The organism is Streptomyces sp. NBC_00234 (genome assembly GCF_036195325.1).
Taxonomy (GTDB): domain Bacteria; phylum Actinomycetota; class Actinomycetes; order Streptomycetales; family Streptomycetaceae; genus Streptomyces.
The window spans coordinates 3,270,532-3,288,296 of sequence record NZ_CP108101.1 but is presented as its reverse complement, the minus strand read 5'-3'; the positions used below and the strand labels follow the sequence as shown (position 1 = coordinate 3,288,296).

17 protein-coding genes and 1 tRNA gene are annotated in these 17,765 nt (G+C 70.5%); 8 read left to right on the top strand and 10 right to left on the bottom strand.

What is annotated here, in order from left to right:
* Window positions 1–73 precede the first annotated feature (73 nt).
* Window positions 74–159: transfer RNA gene (locus tag OG230_RS14220), tRNA-Leu, on the top strand.
* Between the two features lie 147 nt (window positions 160–306).
* Window positions 307–1,194, top strand: a complete 888-nt coding sequence (locus tag OG230_RS14215) for a Bax inhibitor-1/YccA family protein (RefSeq protein ID WP_328910565.1) — start codon at window positions 307–309, stop codon at window positions 1,192–1,194.
* Between the two features lie 76 nt (window positions 1,195–1,270).
* On the opposite strand, the gene OG230_RS14210 is transcribed toward OG230_RS14215, so the two are convergent.
* Window positions 1,271–1,501 carry a DUF4287 domain-containing protein gene (locus OG230_RS14210; protein ID WP_328910564.1) on the bottom strand — a complete coding sequence of 77 codons (231 nt, stop codon included), beginning with the start codon at window positions 1,499–1,501 and terminating at the stop codon, window positions 1,271–1,273.
* A 100-nt stretch (window positions 1,502–1,601) separates the two neighbouring features.
* On the opposite strand from OG230_RS14210, the gene OG230_RS14205 reads away from it, so the two are divergent.
* The gene (locus OG230_RS14205) at window positions 1,602–1,919 is read left to right on the top strand and encodes a hypothetical protein (protein ID WP_328910563.1); all 318 of its coding nucleotides are present in this window, start codon (window positions 1,602–1,604) and stop codon (window positions 1,917–1,919) included.
* A 26-nt stretch (window positions 1,920–1,945) separates the two neighbouring features.
* On the opposite strand, the gene OG230_RS14200 is transcribed toward OG230_RS14205, so the two are convergent.
* From OG230_RS14200 to OG230_RS14190, 3 genes are all read right to left on the bottom strand, one after another.
* A complete protein-coding gene (locus tag OG230_RS14200) occupies window positions 1,946–2,821 on the bottom strand; it encodes a hypothetical protein (RefSeq protein ID WP_328910562.1) in 876 nt (291 codons plus the stop codon).
* A gap of 271 nt (window positions 2,822–3,092) precedes the next feature.
* Window positions 3,093–4,313: an acetyl-CoA C-acetyltransferase gene (locus OG230_RS14195; protein ID WP_328910561.1), complete on the bottom strand. Its 1,221-nt coding sequence runs from the start codon at window positions 4,311–4,313 to the stop codon at window positions 3,093–3,095.
* A gap of 122 nt (window positions 4,314–4,435) precedes the next feature.
* Window positions 4,436–5,617 carry an SGNH/GDSL hydrolase family protein gene (locus OG230_RS14190; RefSeq protein WP_328911399.1) on the bottom strand — a complete coding sequence of 394 codons (1,182 nt, stop codon included), beginning with the start codon at window positions 5,615–5,617 and terminating at the stop codon, window positions 4,436–4,438.
* Window positions 5,618–5,772: 155 nt separating this feature from the next.
* On the opposite strand from OG230_RS14190, the gene OG230_RS14185 reads away from it, so the two are divergent.
* Window positions 5,773–7,176 carry a cystathionine beta-synthase gene (locus OG230_RS14185; RefSeq protein ID WP_328910560.1) on the top strand — a complete coding sequence of 468 codons (1,404 nt, stop codon included), beginning with the start codon at window positions 5,773–5,775 and terminating at the stop codon, window positions 7,174–7,176.
* A 317-nt stretch (window positions 7,177–7,493) separates the two neighbouring features.
* Here the strand turns inward: OG230_RS14185 and OG230_RS14180 are convergent, their stop codons facing one another.
* Window positions 7,494–7,919: a hypothetical protein gene (locus tag OG230_RS14180; RefSeq protein WP_328910559.1), complete on the bottom strand. Its 426-nt coding sequence runs from the start codon at window positions 7,917–7,919 to the stop codon at window positions 7,494–7,496.
* 233 nt (window positions 7,920–8,152) lie between these two features.
* Here OG230_RS14180 and OG230_RS14175 point away from each other — a divergent pair, with 233 nt between their 5' ends.
* The 4 genes from OG230_RS14175 to OG230_RS14160 all read left to right on the top strand — a co-directional run bounded on the left by OG230_RS14175 (window position 8,153) and on the right by OG230_RS14160 (window position 13,986).
* Entirely contained in the window at window positions 8,153–12,085 is a 3,933-nt protein-coding gene (locus OG230_RS14175; RefSeq protein WP_328910558.1) for a golvesin C-terminal-like domain-containing protein, read from the top strand.
* Window positions 12,086–12,125: 40 nt separating this feature from the next.
* Window positions 12,126–12,611: a hypothetical protein gene (locus tag OG230_RS14170; RefSeq protein WP_328910557.1), complete on the top strand. Its 486-nt coding sequence runs from the start codon at window positions 12,126–12,128 to the stop codon at window positions 12,609–12,611.
* Entirely contained in the window at window positions 12,608–13,024 is a 417-nt protein-coding gene (locus OG230_RS14165) for a hypothetical protein (RefSeq protein WP_328910556.1), read from the top strand. Before OG230_RS14170 ends, OG230_RS14165 begins: the two co-directional genes overlap by 4 nt.
* Window positions 13,025–13,164: 140 nt before the next feature.
* The gene (locus OG230_RS14160) at window positions 13,165–13,986 is read left to right on the top strand and encodes a MurR/RpiR family transcriptional regulator (protein WP_328911398.1); all 822 of its coding nucleotides are present in this window, start codon (window positions 13,165–13,167) and stop codon (window positions 13,984–13,986) included.
* A gap of 95 nt (window positions 13,987–14,081) precedes the next feature.
* Here OG230_RS14160 and OG230_RS14155 read toward each other — a convergent pair whose 3' ends face one another.
* The 5 genes from OG230_RS14155 to OG230_RS14135 all read right to left on the bottom strand — a co-directional run bounded on the left by OG230_RS14155 (window position 14,082) and on the right by OG230_RS14135 (window position 17,749).
* A complete protein-coding gene (locus OG230_RS14155; RefSeq protein WP_328910555.1) occupies window positions 14,082–14,456 on the bottom strand; it encodes a hypothetical protein in 375 nt (124 codons plus the stop codon).
* A 90-nt stretch (window positions 14,457–14,546) separates the two neighbouring features.
* Window positions 14,547–15,017, bottom strand: a complete 471-nt coding sequence (locus OG230_RS14150) for a roadblock/LC7 domain-containing protein (protein ID WP_328910554.1) — start codon at window positions 15,015–15,017, stop codon at window positions 14,547–14,549.
* A 38-nt stretch (window positions 15,018–15,055) separates the two neighbouring features.
* Complete coding sequence (locus OG230_RS14145) at window positions 15,056–15,859, bottom strand: helix-turn-helix domain-containing protein (RefSeq protein ID WP_328910553.1); 804 nt, start codon at window positions 15,857–15,859, stop codon at window positions 15,056–15,058.
* Complete coding sequence (locus OG230_RS14140; protein ID WP_328911397.1) at window positions 15,856–16,260, bottom strand: hypothetical protein; 405 nt, start codon at window positions 16,258–16,260, stop codon at window positions 15,856–15,858. The genes OG230_RS14145 and OG230_RS14140 overlap by 4 nt, the downstream gene beginning before the upstream one ends.
* A 130-nt stretch (window positions 16,261–16,390) precedes the next feature.
* On the bottom strand, window positions 16,391–17,749 hold the full coding sequence (locus OG230_RS14135; protein ID WP_328910552.1) for an APC family permease: 1,359 nt from the start codon (window positions 17,747–17,749) through the stop codon (window positions 16,391–16,393).
* Window positions 17,750–17,765: the final 16 nt, after the last annotated feature.

Below are 17,765 nucleotides of genomic sequence, written 5' to 3'. Positions count from 1 at the left end.
ATCGCGCCACTGTTCCGCTGATCGAGGGATGCCCCCGGATAGGGTCATGTGCCAACGCGGAGCCGCGCGCCTTGCCCGGATGGTGGAATGCAGACACGGCGAGCTTAAACCTCGCTGCCCCTCGGGGGCGTGCCGGTTCGAGTCCGGCTCCGGGCACCACCGCGGTCCCTGCCGGGGAGCGGCTGTTGCCCGAGGGTCCTTCAACTATCAACTTCCCAAAAGATCCTCCCCGAGCACTAGGGTGATTGTTTTGCCTACCCATTACTCTTGTGGGAAGGCCACGCAGTGTGGCCATGGAGGAGTGAAATGAGGAGCAGCAACCCGGTCTTCTCGCGACGGGGCTTCAGCCGCGACAACGGCACCGCGGGCTTCAACGCGGCACCGCAGGCCGGGGCCCCCGCGACGGGTACCAACCCGTACGCGCAGGGCACCGCAGCCAACCCGTACGCCACGAACCCCTACGCCCAGCAGGACACCCAGTACGGCGCCCCGCAGGCGCCCGCGCGCTCCGGCGCGATGACGATCGACGACGTCGTCACGCGTACGGCGATGACGCTGGGCACCGTGGTGCTCGGTGCCGTGCTCGCCTGGGTCCTGCTGCCGGTCGACGAGGCCAATCTCGGCAAGTCCTACGGCATCGCGATCGGCGCCGCCCTCGTGGCGTTCGTCCTGTCGCTCGTCCAGTCCTTCAAGCGCAAGCCGGTGCCGGCGCTGATCATCGCGTACGCGGCCTTCGAGGGTGTCTTCCTCGGAGTGCTGTCCAGCGCGGTCAGCACCTACATCAGCCCCGGCGTGGTCGCGCAGGCGGTGCTGGGCACCATGTGTGTCTTCGCCGGTGTGCTCTTCGCGTACAAGATGCGCTGGATCCGCGTCACCCGCCGTTTCTACGGCTTCGTGATGGCCGCCGCCATGGGCTTCATGCTCCTGATGGTGGTCAACCTGCTGTTCGCCCTCATCGGCGGCGGCGACGGTCTGGGCTTCCGCAGCGGCGGCCTCGGCATCCTGTTCGGTGTCATCGGCATCGTCCTCGGTGCGTGCTTCCTGGCCCTGGACTTCAAGCAGGTCGAGGACGGCATCGCCTTCGGCGCTCCGCGCGAGGAGTCCTGGCTGGCGGCGTTCGGTCTCACCATGACCCTGGTCTGGATCTACCTGGAGATGCTGCGCGTGCTCTCCATCCTGAGCGGCGACGACTAGTCCTCAGACCCCGTACGACGGAACGGCCCGCAGGCTCACCGCCTGCGGGCCGTTCCCGTTCCCTGGAGGCGTACGCCTACCCGAGCTTCCGGGCGGCTCGTCTCAGGTCGTACTCGTGGATGATCGCCTTGGCGTGGCCGTAAGCCAGGTCGTGTTCGCTCCGCAGCCAGCTGACCTTCTCCTCGAAGCGGAAGAGGGACGGGCCTTCGTCGACCGTGCGGAGCCAGTCGGAGATCTCGCGACCGGTGCACTGGGGGATACGGGAGAGCAGGTTGCGATGGGTTTCTTCGGAGAAGACTTGGGACATCGGCGCCTCCGACGCGATACGCGGTGCTGGTCCTTCCCGACACCGTGCCTGAGCGCCCGGCCGTTGGCAACCATCGGGGAGGGGCGCGTAGGGTCGCGGGGTGCTCGATACGACGCCCCTGATCACTGCCGTGGACCGGTTCGCCGACCGTCTGCGTGCCGCCCCGCAGAGCCGGCTCCAGCGCGGCGCCGCCGCCGAGGCGCTGGCCGCGGCGCGGGAACTAGCCGTACGGGCCCAGCGGATCGAACGGCCCGGCCGGGAGCCGCTCCTCATGCCGGATGCCGGGGTGTTCAGCGTCGGTGACCAGCTCGCCGTCGCGGGACGCGATCTGGCCGAGGCACTGGTAACGGCCCCGCCGGTGGAGCTGGACGAGGCCGTGCGATGCGTCGACGAGGCCGAGGCGCGGGCGTTCGCGTAGGACCCGCGCCACGGGAGTACCGCGTACTAGAACGAGGCGATGACCCGGTCGGCCAGGATGTAGACGTTGTCCTTGCCGCAGGAGAAGGTCAGGGCGTAGGCGCCGGAGACTCCGGAACCGCCCAGCAGGACCGGCGTCTCACCGGCGCGCAGGGAATCGGCGAGGCGTTCGGCCGTCTCCCGGTGGCCCGGGGTCATACAGAGGGTGGTGCCGTCCGCGAAGACGTAGACGTCGAGGGTGCCGAGCGGGCCCGGGCGGACGTCCGTCAGCTCGGTCGCGGTGTCGGCGAGCTCCTCCAGGCGGCCCACGGTGCGTTCGTGATCGGTGACCACGGGTGTCTGCACGGGGACGAAGTCGGGGTGCGAGGGGTGGCGGCGGCGGGCCGCGGCCAGCTCGGGGGAGTCCTCGGTGAACTCGGAGATCTCCGGCAGGTCGGTGATCTCGGCGAGCTCGCGCTCCGCCGACGCCCGCTCGCCGAGCTCCGTCATCTCCGCCAGCTCCTCCAGGGCCTCGGTCGCTTCGAGGTCCATCCCTTCGAGGCCGGAGAAGTCGGCCTGGCGAGGCAGGAAGAAGGGGGCGTCGTCGCCGAGACCGGCCAGACCGCCCAGCAGGGACGGGGCGTCGGCGGCGTCGCGGGCCTCCTGGGCGGCCCAGAAGGCGCGCGCCTCGGCGAGCTCGCGCTCCCGCTCCTCGGCGAGGGCTTCGCTGACGGCCGCGCGTATCTCCGCGGCGGGGGTGGCTGTGCTGCGGCTCTGCGGCGGCACGGTGGCGCCGTGCAGTCGGCCCGCGGCCAGTTCTGTACGCAGGGCCGCGACCTGCTTGCGCAGCCCGTGAGAGGCGTGCAGAGCAGCGGCACCGACAGCCGTGGCAGCGGCGGTGGTCAGCAACAGGGCAAATGACATGGCGCTCACTGACATACTCCCGGTTTCAATCGATCCCCCGACTTCCTACATCAGCTTGTCCTGTACTTGTGCCTGCTGTCAGTGCATTACGTCACGAATTGGACAGGTCTTTGTGCCTGGTGTTTAACCCCGTGACTACGGTGACCTGGGAAAACGACTCTCCCCCGGGACGCAGATCACATCCTGGGGGAGATTCGGTCACGGTCGGGGCTCGGTGCGGTTCACCGAGGGGCTTCCGAGGGAGTGCGGAGGCGTCCTGGCCCCGGGGCTACTAGCTGAGGCGCTCGATCACCATGGCCATGCCCTGACCGCCGCCCACGCACATGGTCTCCAGACCGAACTGCTTGTCGTGGAACTGCAGGCTGTTGATCAGCGTGCCGGTGATCCGGGCGCCGGTCATGCCGAAGGGGTGCCCGACGGCGATGGCGCCACCGTTGACGTTGACCTTGTCCAGCGGCAGGCCGAGGTCGCGGTAGGAGGGGATGACCTGGGCGGCGAACGCCTCGTTGATCTCGGCCAGGTCGATGTCCCCGACGGTCAGCCCGGCGCGCTTCAGCGCCTGCTTGCTGGCCTCGACCGGACCGTAGCCCATGATCTCGGGGGACAGGCCGGAGACGCCGGTCGACACGATGCGGGCCAGCGGGGTCAGGCCCAGCTCGCGCGCCTTGGTGTCGGACATGATCACCAGGGCGGCGGCGCCGTCGTTGAGCGGGCAGCAGTTGGCGGCGGTGACCAGGCCGTCGGGGCGGAAGACCGGCTTCAGGCCCTGGACGCCCTCCAGCGTGACGCCCGCACGCGGGCCGTCGTCCTGGGAGACGACGGTGCCGTCCGGCGTCGTCACCGGGGTGATCTCGCGCTCCCAGAAGCCGTTCTTGATGGCTGCCTCGGCGAGGTTCTGCGAACGGACGCCGAACTCGTCCATCTCCTGGCGGGTGACGCCCTTGAGCCGGGCCAGGTTCTCCGCGGTCTGCCCCATGGAGATGTAGGCGTCGGGGACGACGCCGTCCTCGCGCGGGTCGTGCCAGCTCGCACCCTCCTGCGTGGCGCGCTCGGCCGTGCGGGCCTCGGCCTCGGCGAAGAGCGGGTTGTGCGTGTCCGGCAGGCTGTCGGAGTTGCCCTTCACGAAGCGGGACACCATCTCGACACCGGCCGAGATGAACACGTCGCCCTCGCCGGCCTTGATGGCGTGCAGCGCCATGCGGCTGGTCTGGAGGGAGGACGAGCAGTAGCGGGTGACCGTACAGCCGGGAAGGTGGTCCATCCCCATCTGTACAGCGATGATGCGGCCCAGGTTGTTGCCCTGCTCGCCGCCGGGGAGGCCGCAGCCGAGCATCAGGTCGTCGATGTCCCGGGGGTCGAGCTCGGGAATCTTGGCCAGCGCGGTCTGGATGATGGTGGCGGTCAGGTCGTCCGCGCGGAGGTCCTTGAGGGACCCCTTGAAGGCCCGGCCGATCGGCGAACGGGCAGCAGAGACGATCACGGCTTCGGGCATCACGCGGCTCCATGAGGGCTGGAAGACAGGCTGCAGGCTTGACTGACTTGGAAGTTACCCGGACGTATCGCTGAGGTCACCCGGCAGGCCGTGTGATGCGGGCCTCTTTTCTAAGCAACCGCTCAGTCGCTCTGCCGCGCCTCCCGGTACGTCGAGCCCGTGCCGGGGGCCCTGCCGGGGTCTGCGCCGCGGCCCGTGCGGGGGTCCCTGCCGGGGTCTGCGCCGCGGCCCGTGCCCGTGCCCGTGCCCGGGTCCGTGCCCGGGTCCGGCTTCGTGTCCGTGCCCGGGTCCGGCTTGGTGTCCGGGCCCGGGTGCGGGCCGGAGCGCTGCTCCGGGTGCGAAGTGGGCTCCGTGGCCGCGGGGAGACGCCGCCGCCTGCGGTGCTTGAGCAGGGCCCAGGGAGCCCGGGCCCCCGTGACCTCCGTACCGGCCTCCCGTGCCGCCTGGGAGGCCGCCTTGGCCACCGGCAGCATGCCCTCGCGCCGTGCCCCGTCCAGCCGGTCGGACTCCGGCCACAGGCCCAGCGCCGCGCACAGGGTGGGCAGCATCGCCATCGCCGCCGTCGCGTACCCCTCCGCGGACGGGTGGTAGTTGTCGGGGCCGAACAGCTCCCGGGGGTTCGCCGCGAACTCCGGCCCCAGCAGGTCGCCCAGCGACACCGTCCGGCCGCCCTGTTCCACGGCGCCGATGGTCTGCGCCGCCGCCAGCTGCCGGCTCACCCGCCGGGCCAGCCAGCGCAACGGCTGGTAGACCGGCTCGATCGTCCCCAGATCGGGGCACGTACCGACGACCACCTCGGCGCCCGCCGTGCGCAGCCTGCGCACCGCCGTGGTCAGACACCGCACCGACTGGGTGGCGGGCATCCGGTGCGTCACGTCGTTGGCCCCGATCATGATCACGCAGACGTCGGGGACCCGCGCCGGATCGGCCAGCAGGAGCGAGACCTGGCGCTCCAGGTCGTCGGACCGGGCCCCCGGCAACGCGACGTTCCGCATGTCCACCGGCCGCTCGGACACCGCCGCCAGCCCCGAGGCGAGCAGCGCTCCGGGCGTCTGTCCGGCCCTGCGCACCCCCTGCCCCGCGGCCGTGGAGTCACCGAGCAGCCCGAGCCGCAGCGGTTCGGCGGGGCCGGTGAACGCCACCCCGTACCGCCCCTCCGCACTCGGCGGCACGGGAGCCGTACCGCCGCCCACCTGCCGTTTCGCCAGCTGGACCTCGGCCAGCACCACACCCACCGTCGCGGCCCCGATCAAGCCGATGCTGCCGCCTCCGTAAGCAGCGCCCGCCGCGATCCGCCGTGCCACTCTCGCCCTCGACACAGTCGGGTCCACCTCCTCTTTGCCGTACGCCGTACTTACACCTACCTGCCCCGTGGGAGGCAGCGCCCAATCGCTTCGCCCAATCTCGTGCCCGTACGCATACTCTGGGCCGGACCATCTCGGAGATCCCGGAGTACACGGTGCAATTCCACGATTCGATGATCAGTCTTGTCGGTAACACCCCGCTGGTGAGGCTGCGCAATGTATCGGCAGGCATTCAGGCGACGGTCCTGGCCAAGGTCGAGTACTTCAACCCAGGCGGGTCGGTGAAGGACCGCATCGCGCTGCGCATGATCGAGGCGGCCGAGCAGAGCGGCGAGCTCAAGCCCGGCGGCACGATCGTCGAGCCGACCAGCGGCAACACAGGCGTCGGCCTGGCCATCGTCGCCCAGCAGAAGGGCTACCACTGCATCTTCGTCTGCCCGGACAAGGTGTCCATGGACAAGATCAATGTGATGCGCGCGTACGGTGCGGAGGTCGTCGTCTGCCCTACGGCCGTCGACCCCGAGCACCCGGACTCGTACTACAACGTCTCCGACCGGCTGGTCCGTGAGACGCCGGGAGCCTGGAAGCCCGACCAGTACTCCAACCCGAACAACCCGCGCTCCCACTACGAGACCACCGGTCCCGAGCTCTGGGAGCAGACGGACGGCCGGATCACCCACTTCGTGGCGGGCGTCGGCACGGGCGGCACCATCACCGGCACCGGCCGCTATCTCAAGGAGATCAGCGACGGCGCGGTGAAGGTCATCGGCGCGGACCCGGAGGGCTCGGTCTACTCGGGCGGCTCCGGGCGCCCGTATCTGGTCGAGGGCGTCGGCGAGGACTTCTGGCCCAGCGCCTACGACCGCACGGTCACGGACGAGATCGTCGCGGTGTCCGACAAGGACTCCTTCCAGATGACCCGTCGCCTCGCCAAGGAGGAGGGCCTGCTCGTCGGCGGCTCCTGCGGCATGGCGGTCGTCGCGGCCCTGGAGGTCGCCTCGCGTCTGGGACCGGACGACGTCGTGGTCGTACTGCTCCCCGACAGCGGGCGCGGCTATCTGAGCAAGATCTTCAACGACGAGTGGATGGCCGACTACGGCTTCCTGGAGGACACCGGTACCTCCGCGCGCGTCGGTGCCGTCCTGGACTACAAGGACGGTCCGCTGCCGCACCTCGTGCACATGCACCCCGAGGAGACGGTCGGCGAGGCGATCGAGGTGCTCCGCGAGTACGGCGTCTCCCAGATGCCGATCGTGAAGCCGGGCGCCGGGCACCCGGACGTGATGGCCGCCGAGGTCATCGGCTCCGTCGTCGAGCGCCAGCTCCTGGACGCCCTGTTCACCCAGCGCGCCCAGCTCTCCGACCCGCTCGACAAGCACATGTCGGCACCGCTGCCGCAGGTCGGATCCGGTGAGCCGGTCGAGGACCTGATGGCCGTTCTCAGCGGCGCGGACGGCGCCGACGCGGCGATCGTGCTGGTGGAGGGCAAGCCGAAGGGCGTCGTGAGCAGGCAGGACCTGCTGGCGTTCCTCGCGAAGGACGCCGGTACGAAGCCGTAACGCGAGGAGTCCGGGCTTCGTGAAAACGGTACGAGCGCGTCACGTACGCGCAGCACCCGCTTAACACGGCTCGGGCACATTAGTGGGTGTCGGCAGGGAAACCCGCCGGCACCCTAGACGGCGACACGGACTACGGAGCGGCTCCCGGACCTCCATTGTCGCCAGGATGCGGCACCCGGCCCTGACCCGGACCGCGTCCCTCGCGGGGACCGCCGTCGTCCCGCCCCCCGGGCAACCGGGGGTGCGGCGGTCCCCGCGACATACCCCTGTGCGGACCACGGGCGCGAAGGCGCCGGGCCCCCGCGCTCCGCGCCGGCTCACTCCTCCCAGTCGGAGGCCGCCCGCCGCCTTTCGCGGCCGGAGCGGGCCCAGACCCAGCCGTGCGCCGCGTTCACCGCGTTGACTCCGACGATCCCCGCCCAGGCCACGACCAGTCCGTCGATCCCGGCGTTCGCGACGCCGATCGCGGAGAGCGGGATCGCCAGGACCAGCGAGATGATGCCGAAGCCGAACCGCTCGCCGAATCGCGCCGCGATCCGCGGCGAGTGCGCCTCGCGGGCGACGGCCATCTGCTGTTCGGCGAGATGCCGGCGCACACGCCGGTCGAGGGTTCCGTCGAGTCGCCGCTCGACCTTCTCCAGGAACGAGTCGATGAGCACGGACTCGTACTCCGGGCCCAGCTCGGCGCGGGCCTGCACGGTGGCGTCTAGCTCTTTCCTGAGCTCAGGGTCGCGGGCTTCCATGCTCTGACGGTACGAAGCCGGGGCGCCCGGGTCAGTGGGGCTAACCCCCCTGTTTGTCCCGGTGGTGGCCGTCCCCGGCATCACGATGCCGCGCGGACCGCTGGCGTATTTGCGTCACCGGCCCCCTGGGCCTGCGGATTCCCTCCTTCCGTCCCCGTCGGCGTGGAACGATTCAGCCTTTCTTGGATCGACCCCCATCGATCCCATGGACCCCATCGACACCAGAGGGTGGCATGAGAATCCGAAGACAGCGCATGCGCTGGGCGGCCGTGGCTGCAGTGGCCGTGACCGCGTCCTTGCTGCCGGCGTACGCATCGGCCCTGCCGAACGATCCGGGCGGCGAGTCGATATCCGCGGCCGGAGAGCAGCGCGCCGACGACGAACCCGACGGAAAGAAGTCCCCCGCCGCGACGCCCGACGTGGAGACCGGCGGCCCGGACGCCCCGTCGAAGGTGGAGCAGCCCGACAGCAAGCTCCCGAAGGGCTGGCGCACTTCGGACGACCGGGCCGTCACCGTGGTCGGCGACGCCCAGGGACTGCACCTCCTGGTCGCCGCCAGCGCCACGGCCTACCAGTGGCAGGAGGCCGCCACCCTGCGCGAGGACGGCTTCGACACCGACGCGTGGATCGGCAATGTCTGTGTCACCGGCTCGGGCAAGCGCGCCGTGGTCACGTACGCCCCCCGGGCGTTCACCAACGAGGCCGCGCTGTTCGACCGCGGAGCCTTCGCGGCCGTGGTGGATCTCGACACCCGCAAGGTGACCAAGCTGAGGGACCAGGTCTCCCTCGCCTACTTCAACCCCGGGTGCGGCGCCGGGGAGACGGCGGTACTGACCCAGTCCGGCGACGAGCAGGTGGGCGAGACCCGGCTGCTCCGCCTGAACACGGTCACCGGCAAGGTGACCCGTACGCTCACCGTGAAGGGCGAGGCGACCTCGGCCGTCCCGGTCGGGGACGAGACGGTCGCGGCGTTCGGCAACCGGCTCACGCGGGTCGCCGCCGACGGCAGGACCGAGCTGATCGCCAGGACTTCGGGTCCCGCCTTCCGTCTGCACCCCGACAGCGCCGGCGGAGTCGGCTTCCTCGACCTCAAGGGGGAGAAGGTCACCGTCCGCCGCGCGGTGGGCGACAGGCTGACCACCCTCGCGCACGGTGAGGCCGGCAAGGTCGGACTCTCCGCGGGCACCGGAGGCCGTCTCTTCCTCACCGGCACGCCGCAGGACGTGGCCCCGCTGCCCTCCGGCGTCAAGCGCCTGGTTGCCGACGCCGGCACCACGGTCTCCTCCCACGGCCGGCTGGTCGTGGACAAGGCAGTCTCCGCCGGACTGCGCACGCACGTGGCGGACCCGCTCGCGGCCCGTGCCGACGAGGGCCACGTCCCGTACCGGATCGAAGCGAGTATCCCGCAGTCGGACGAGGAACTGGAGTTCACCGTCCCGGGCGAGACCGCACCGGCCGCGGAGAAGCAGTCGCCCGCGCTGAAGGGTGCCGTCCGGAGCTCCTCCGCCGGGAAGCAGGGTGCGGCGGAGGCCGTCCAGCCCCGGACAGCCGCTGCCGGGGCCCTTGCGGTCGACTCGTCGACGACGACGTACGACCCGGAGGCCACCTGCGCCGTCCCGCGCAACGACCCCAGCCAGCAGGCTCTGCAGCCCACCCCCAACCAGGTGGAGTGGGCCGCCGACATGGCGGTCCGGGGCAACCTCACCAGCGGCTACCTCCAGCAGGGCGGCTGGCGTTCCCAGGCGGGCCTCGGCTCGTCGGTCTCGCCGTCGACGATGTTCCCGCTGCCCGCACTGAAGGACGCGCCGGCGGGTGCGCGGATCCCGGCCCAGGTGCTGCTGGGCGTCCTGGCCCAGGAGTCCAACCTGTGGCAGGCCACCCACCACGTCCTGCCGGGCCAGACCGGAAACCCGCTGGTGGGCAACTTCTACGGCACCAACATCTATCCCGGTACGCCCGGTTACGACCCGGACAAGTACTGGACGGTCAACTGGGGCAAGGCCGACTGCGGCTACGGGATGGGCCAGCAGACCGACGGCATGAGCGCACAGCCGGACAAGCCGGCCCCCTTCCCCGCCGCCCAGCAGCGCGCCATCGCTCTCGACTACGCGGCCAACGTCGCCGTCGCGGCGCAGACGCTCGCCAAGAAGTGGAACGAGCTCCACACCGACGGGCAGCGCGTCGAGATCAATGACGACGACCCGCAGAACATCGAGAACTGGTTCGCCGCGGTCTGGAACTACAACCTCGGTTTCAACACCCCTGACTCGGCGGGCAAGTGGGGCCTGGGGTGGCTGAACAACCCGGCCAACCCGAAGTACCCGGCCGACCGGAACGCCTTCCTGGACAACAACAGCTACGCGGACGCGGCGAAGCCGCAGCTGTGGCCGTACCCGGAGAAGGTGATGGGCTGGGCGGCGTTCCCCATCGACACCGGCCGCGCGTACAGCGACTCCGGTGTGGAAGACGACAGCAACACGCACGGGTACCAGCCCGCCTGGTGGAACAGCACGCTCCTGCGGACCCAGGCGATCAAGCCGCCGCTGTACGCCTTCTGCAACGACGCCAACGACTGCAGCCCCGTCGAGCCCCCCGTGTGCACCACCGAAGCCTGTTACGGGGACCACTGGTACGACGACAACGCCAGGTGGACGGACTGCAGCGGCACCTGTGGCTTCGAGACCCTCACGTACAAGACGCTGCGCGTCGAACCGGGACGGGGCAACAGCGGGGCTCCGGCCTGCACGCTCGACGGCCTGCCGTCCAACGCGCTCGTCATCGACGACGTCGCCCCGGGCGTGCCGTCCATGCGGAGCGACTGCTCCAAGTCCTGGACGAGCTCCGGGAGTCTGACCTGGAAGTTCGCCGAGAACAACACGACGTACGAGGGCAAGGAGGACTTCCAGCAGGTGGGCGGCGGCTTCGGCTCCCACTTCTGGTTCGCCCACAGTCGCGATTCGGCGCACCGCAGCACGGAGATGGGGATCACGGGTACCTGGACCCTGAACAAGAGCCTGAACCAGTGGGCCCGCGTCCTCGTCCATCTGCCCGACACCGGAGCCCACACCCAGCAGGCGCACTACCGGATCCACACGGCCGACGGGGTGCGGGACCGCTACATCAACACCCGGCACCGGAAGAACACCTGGGTGGCCCTGGGCGTGTACCGCTTCGACGGCATCCCCCAGGTGGTCCTCGACAACGAGACGGACGACGGCACCGCGGACGAGGACATCGCCTGGGACGCCGTCGCCGTCCAGCCGCTGGCCGCCAAGCCCCAGCACATGGTGGTCGCCATGGGTGACTCCTACACCTCGGGCGAGGGCGCGGGGGACTACTACGAGGCCACCAACCTCCACTGGGGCAAGGACACCTGGAACGGCTGCCGCCGCAGCGAGAACGCCTGGCCCCGCAAGGTGACGCTGCCGGGACAGAGTCAGACGGTCGCCACGCTCGCGGACGGCAACGACCCCTCCCTCGACTTCCAGTTCACCGCCTGTTCCGGTGCCAAGACCTGGCAGGTGAGCGGATACCCGAACGGGTGGGGCCAGGACGGCAACTTCCACGAGAAGGTCCAGACGGAGTCGGGGGCGCTCAGTGACGACACCACCCTGGTGATGCTGACCATCGGCGGGAACGACGTGCGCTTCGACCAGAAGCTCCAGGAGTGCGCGACGACCTGGTGTCCCTCCGAGGACTCGATGAAGTCCGACATCGACGCTGCCATCACGGAGACGAGGAATACTCTGACGAGCATCGAGAGCGAGGCGCGGAACGCCACCATCATGCTGATGGGGTATCCGGCGCTCTTCAGCAACAACCTCGACTGCACCGCACTGCTCACGCCCACCCAGGGCGAGATCATCAACAGGATGGCGCAGTACTTCGAGGACAAGCAGAAGGCGCTGGCCACCGAGATGCACGCGCTCGGCGTCACGTTCAAGTCTCCGCAGGCGGCCTTCGAGGGCAAGCGGGTCTGTGACGATCCGGAGGGCATCAACGGCATCGTCGCCGGCCCCAACGGCGAGGGCGACTTCGGCCACGGCGACGGTCCGTCCGTCTGCGTGTGGCCCTGGGGCGGTACCTGCCTCAGCCGGGAGAGCTACCACCCGAACAAGCTCGGAACCACCGCCTACGCCCAGGCGTTCATGACGCAGGGGCCGTGATGACACGTAAGCCCTGCGCCACTTTCGGGCACGGGGGGCAGTGATCCGGGAATCCTCCGATCACGGTGGGGCGACGCGGTCCGGCCGCGTCGCCCTGCGCCGTGGATGCCTCCTCGCGCTCGTCGTCCCCCTCGCGATCGCCTTCTGCGCCGTCGCCTTCCTGCTGTACACCGTGCACGGCTTCCAGCGCGACGGCGCCCGCGCCGAGGAGGTGGCCCGGCACCGCACGGCCGCCACGGCCCAGGTGTTCCTGAACCAGGTGCTCGACGACACGGGACCCGGCCCGCCGTCCCGCGAGGTGCTGCGGCGCACGGGGGAGCGCTACGGTGCCGTCTTCCTCTCCGCGAGGGAGAAGGAGGGTTCCCTGGTCGCCGTCCTCAGGTTCTTCGCCGAGTTCCCGGCCAGAAGCATCTTCGGCGGCTCGCACTCCAGGACCTATCGCTGTTTCTCCTTCACCTTCGGCGCGGCATCCGACGCCGTGCGCCGGGTGACGACCACTCCGACCGAGAAGTGCGAGAGCTCATGAACACGTCGCGCCGCGCTCTGATCGCGGGGGCGCTCCTCGTCCTCCTGGGAGCGGCATTCGCCGCCGGACGGTGGTCGGGGGAGTCCGGAAGTCTGTCCGCCTCGGCGGCGGTGGCGGCCGAAGCCCGCGCCGTGGACCTCGCGGACGAGTTCCGCTCGCACACCACCGACTCCACGAGCTCCCAGCACGTCACGGAGATATTCCTCGGAGCGGGAGGCCGGGGCGAGGCGGAGGTCGTCGTCTCCGTCGAGCCGGAGTCCGCCGGGCAGGACGAGAGGTTCTGGCAGAACATCGACACCCGGGTACGCGGCTTTCTCCGTGAGGAGCGGAAGGCCGATTTCTCCGCGGGGTACGTGATCAGCATCCACGACGAGTCGAACGGCACCGTCCACACCTACGCCCGCGAGGGATAGCCCGCGGCACGGGCCGCCAAGGGGAGCGTCTGTATATGGACATACAGGCCGCTTGCTGGCTGAATGGATTTTGCCGGCGCCGGACCGGCGCGGCGGATCTCTGGAGGATCAGCATGAGCGGGAGCACCCCGGCTGCGCGCTTGCAGCGGCTCTTCGAGGGGCATCGGCTCACGCCCACCCAGCGACGGATCGCGCACTCCATGGTGCGCAGGGCCGGTGACGCGCCGTTCCTGTCCAGTGTGGAGCTGGCCGACCTGGCCGGGGTCAGCCAGCCGTCCGTCACCCGGTTCGCCGTGGCGCTCGGATTCGACGGCTACCCCGCGCTGCGCAGGCACCTGCGGGAGGTGGCCCCCGCCCCCGCGGAGACGGTTCCGGTCGCCGAGGACACGTACAACGAGTACCAGCAGGCCGTCCGGGCCGAGATCGAGAACCTTCAGCATCTGACCGAGCTGCTCGCCGACCCCGGGCCGGTGGAGCGGGCGGGCCGGCTGCTCGCCGACTCGCGACCGCTGCCCGTGCTGGGGCTGCGGGCCGCCTCCTCGCAGGCGCGGGGGTTCGGCTACTTCGCCGCCAAGGTGCACCCCGATGTCCGGGTGCTCGACGAGGGCGGCAGTGCGCTGTTCGACCGGATCGACGCGGTCCGGCGGGCCGGTGCCTCCGCGCTGATGTGCTTCGCGCTGCCGCGCCATCCCCGGGAGGTCGTGGATGGACTCGCGTACGCCCAGGAGCAGGGGCTGACGGTGGTCACTGTCGCCGACTCGGCCTTCGCCCCGGTCGCCAAGCACAGTGATCTGCTGATCCCGGCCGCCGTCGGGACCGGGCTCGCCTTCGACACCGCGTGCGCGCCGATGCTGCTGGGGCGGGTGCTGCTGGAGTCCATGTGCGACGCCCTGCCGGAGGCGCAGGCCCGGCTGGAGGAGTTCGACGCGCGGGCCGCCGCGCGCGGTCTGTTCGTCGAGTAGCGGTCCGTTCGTGGAGGAGCGGTCCGTTCGCCGGGCGGACCGGCGAGGTGTCGGCCGGGGCGCCGCGCCCGCTGCGGCGCCCCCGGTGAGCGGCGTCAGACGTCCAGATCGGCCTCGATCTTCTTCAGCTGGTGGCGGGCCATCGCCAGGTTGGCGCGGCTGGCGTCCAGCACGAGGTAGAGGAACAGCCCGTTGTTGCCACGGGTCTTGAGCAGCCGGATCAGGTGGTACTGGGTGCCCAGCGTGATGAGGATGTCCTCGATCTCGTCCTGGATACCGAGGTGCTCCATGGTGCGGAGCTTGGCGCGTACGACGTCGGTGTTGCCCGCTGCCGCGACCTCCAGGTTGAAGTCCTTGCCACCGCCGAGGGTGCCCAGAGCCATGCCGCTCGTGTAGTCGACGAGGGCGACACCGGTGGTGCCCTCGATGGACGTCATCGCTTCCTTCAGTGACGCTTCGGTGTTCGCCATGGTGCTCGTTCCTTTCCCTGGCCGGTCGGGGTGACCGGCGCCGATTCCTGTGTGAGGGTCTGTCCGTCCCGGCGGGCCGGGACGTGGCCGCTAGGGGGTGGGGCGCTGCGGCAGAGGGCCGTTCTGCGGGGTGCGTGGCTGCGGGGCGCCCGTGGCGGGCGCGGGCCGGTCGGGCCGGGCCAGTGCCGTGTCGATGAGCTCGCCGATACGGGTGCTCGCGCGACGGCCTTCGAGATGGAGCCGGCCCACGTTGATGCGGTCCTCGGCCAGCAGCGTGAGGACGGCGGAGGTACCTGCCGCGTAGGTGGCGATGTAGCCGGTCCGGCCGCGTACCAGCAGTTCGCGGAAGTCGCCCCGGCCCGTGGCGTCGGTCATCCGGATGGCCACGCCGAGCGCGGCCGCGGTCAGCGCGGCCACTCCCTCGGCTTCCACGCCCGGAGTGTCCTGGGCCACGACCAGCCCGTCGGTGCTGGCCGCCAGCGCGCCGGAGAGAAGGGGGACGCGGGCCCGTAGCCGCTGGAGTTCGTCGAGGACATCCTGCACTTCGGCCTCGGGCACCATCAGTTGTCTCCTCCCGGCACGCTGTCTGAGCGCGCGTATCACAGGGCCTCCAATGCGTCTCGGAGCCGGCGCAACAGGGCGACGTCGGGGTCGGCCGTCACCTCGGGCAGTGCGACCCGGCCGGGTGCCGTGGCGGAGGGCTCCGTGCCCTGCCGGACCGCTCGGACCAGTCCGGCAGCCGCGAGCCGCCGCAGGTCGACGAGGACGTGGAACGCCGAACGGCCCAGCTCCTGGGCGATGTCCGAGGCCGTGCGCACTCCGTCGGCCAGTTCCAGGACGCGGCGCCGGCCGGGTGGGACGGGCGCGTCCACGGGATGGGCCGTCCGGGCCACCGGCGCGGTGTCGGTCAGCGGCTCGGGCCAGATCCGGTCCAGCAGCTCCCGGCGCCTGAGCGTCTCGCGCTGCACGGCGTCGACGGCGACGGGGCGGACGGGACCGATCCAGTGCGAGACGCCGTAGCGGAATCTGGCCGGGGTCCGGGTCGGGGCGAGGGCGAAGAACGCGGCGTCGTACAGCGCGCCCAGATGGCATAACTCCAGTGCGCCGCCCGGCACATGGCCGCTGTCCACCAGATAGCGGCCGACCCGCTGCCCGGCGCCCGCCTGGGCTACCGCGTCCCACCAGCCCTCGTGGGGCAGGGTCCCGCCCGTGGTCAGCAGGATGTCGATCCCGGGGGTGGACGGGCTCTCGGCGTGGACCACCTTGCCGTCCGCGAGGTAGAGGGTGCCGCGGTCCCGCATCAGGGCGCCGGTGGCGCGCTCGGCCGCCAGCCGCTGGAGCATGGGGGAGGGGGCGGAGCGCCGCGCGGTGTCCTCCTCGGGACCCGCGGTGGTCGGTCTCATGCCAGGACCAGCCGCTCCGCCATCTCGCCGAGCCGCAGACGGGCGAGGGCGAGGTTGCCGTCCGCCCGGTCGAGCCAGAGGTGCAGGAAGACGCTGCTGTCGAAGGCCGTCTCGACGAAGCGGAGTATGTGGTAGCCGCCGCGGGTGGTGATGATGACGTCCTCGACCGGCGGGCCCGGCCTCTGTGCGGCCGTCGCTTCGGGCGGCGAGAGCGCGAACGCGGGCTGTTCCGCCGCCATCCGTGCCACCTCCGCCGTCTCCGCGGCCGTGGCCTCGTGATCGCCGTTGGGTGATTCACCGGCGGTACCGAGGGCGAGGCCGCTCGTCCAGTCGACCACCGCGGCGCCCCGGGCACCGGGCAGTTTCATGACTTCGAGCAGGCACTCGTCGATTCCGGGCACGCGGACTCCCCTCCCGACGTCGCGTACGGCTGTGACCCAGAGGTTACGCAACGTGGCGGCGTCGAGGGGGAGTTCTGGCATTTTCCATTGGTACATGCGGACGACCGTGTAGAGAGGGTCTCCGGAGGCGTCAGGTCCTGCCGCGGGCGGTCATCACCATCTTGTTGACCACCCAGAGGCCGATCCCGATCAGCAGCAGCACCCCGGCCCTGATGTAGACGTCGGCGTCCCGGTCGGCGATCGGGCTGGCCAGGATCAGGGCCGTGATCGCTCCGAGTACGGGCAGGGCCGTCGGCGTACGGAAATGATGGTGGTCCACCCGGTCCTTGCGCAGGACGAGAACGGAGATGTTGACCACCGCGAAGACGCAGAGCAGGAGGAAGGCCGTCGTGTCGCCGAGCCCCTCGATCTCGCCGGTGGTGACGAGACCGATGGCGAGTACGGAGACGAAGACGATGCCGACCCAGGGGGTGCGGCGCTTCGCGAGGACCCGGCCCATGGCGGGCGGCAGGATGCGTTCGTTGGCCATGCCGTAGCAGAGCCGCGAGGCCATCATGATGTTGATCAGGGCGGAGTTGGTGACCGCGAACAGGGCGATCAGCGCGAAGAGTTTCGGCGGGAAGTCGATGCCGCCGGCCTTCACCACCTCCAGGAGCGGGCCGCTCGATCCCTCCAGGGTGCGGTGGTCGACCAGGAGGGAGGAGACCAGGGCCACCAGCACGTAGATCGTGCCGGTCACGGCGACGCCGATGAAGATGGCGCGCGGGAAGGTGCGGACCGGGTCCTTGGTCTCCTCGGCCATGTTCACCGAGTCCTCGAAACCGACGAACGCGAAGAAGCCGAGCGCGGTCGCGCCGAGCACACCCGTCATCAGGGCGAAGCCGGTGCCGCTCCCCTCGAACTCGGTCAGCCGCGACGGCTGGCCGTCGCCCGCCAGGACGGCGTAGGCGCCGATCGAGAGGATCACCAGCAGGCCGGTGACCTCGACGATCGTCAGGACGACGTTCGCCTTCACCGATTCGGCGACGCCGCGCAGGTTGATCGCGGCGAGGATCAGGATGAAGAGGATCGCGACCAGCGTGGGCGGTACGGCGGTGGTGAACTCGCCGAGGTAGTCGCCGCTGAAGGCGCGGGCCGCGGCGCTCGCGGACGAGAGGCCCGAGCACATGACCATGAAGGCGACCACGAAGGTCAGGAACGGGACCTTGAAAGCCTTCTGGGTGTAGAGCGCGGCCCCGGCGGCCTTGGGGTACTTGCCGACCAGCTCCACGTACGAGGCGGCCGTCAGGATCGCGACGACGAACCCGATCAGGAACGGCAGCCAGAGGGCCCCGCCGACCTTGCCCGCGACCTTGCCGGTGGTGGCGTAGATGCCGGTGCCGAGGATGTCGCCGATCACGAAGAGGATCAGCAGTCTGGGGCCGATCGCCCGTTTCAGCGGCGGTTCTTCCGCGGTGGCCGGCGGTTCGGGTGTGCGCGTCGTGGTCACGGATTCCTCCCCGGGA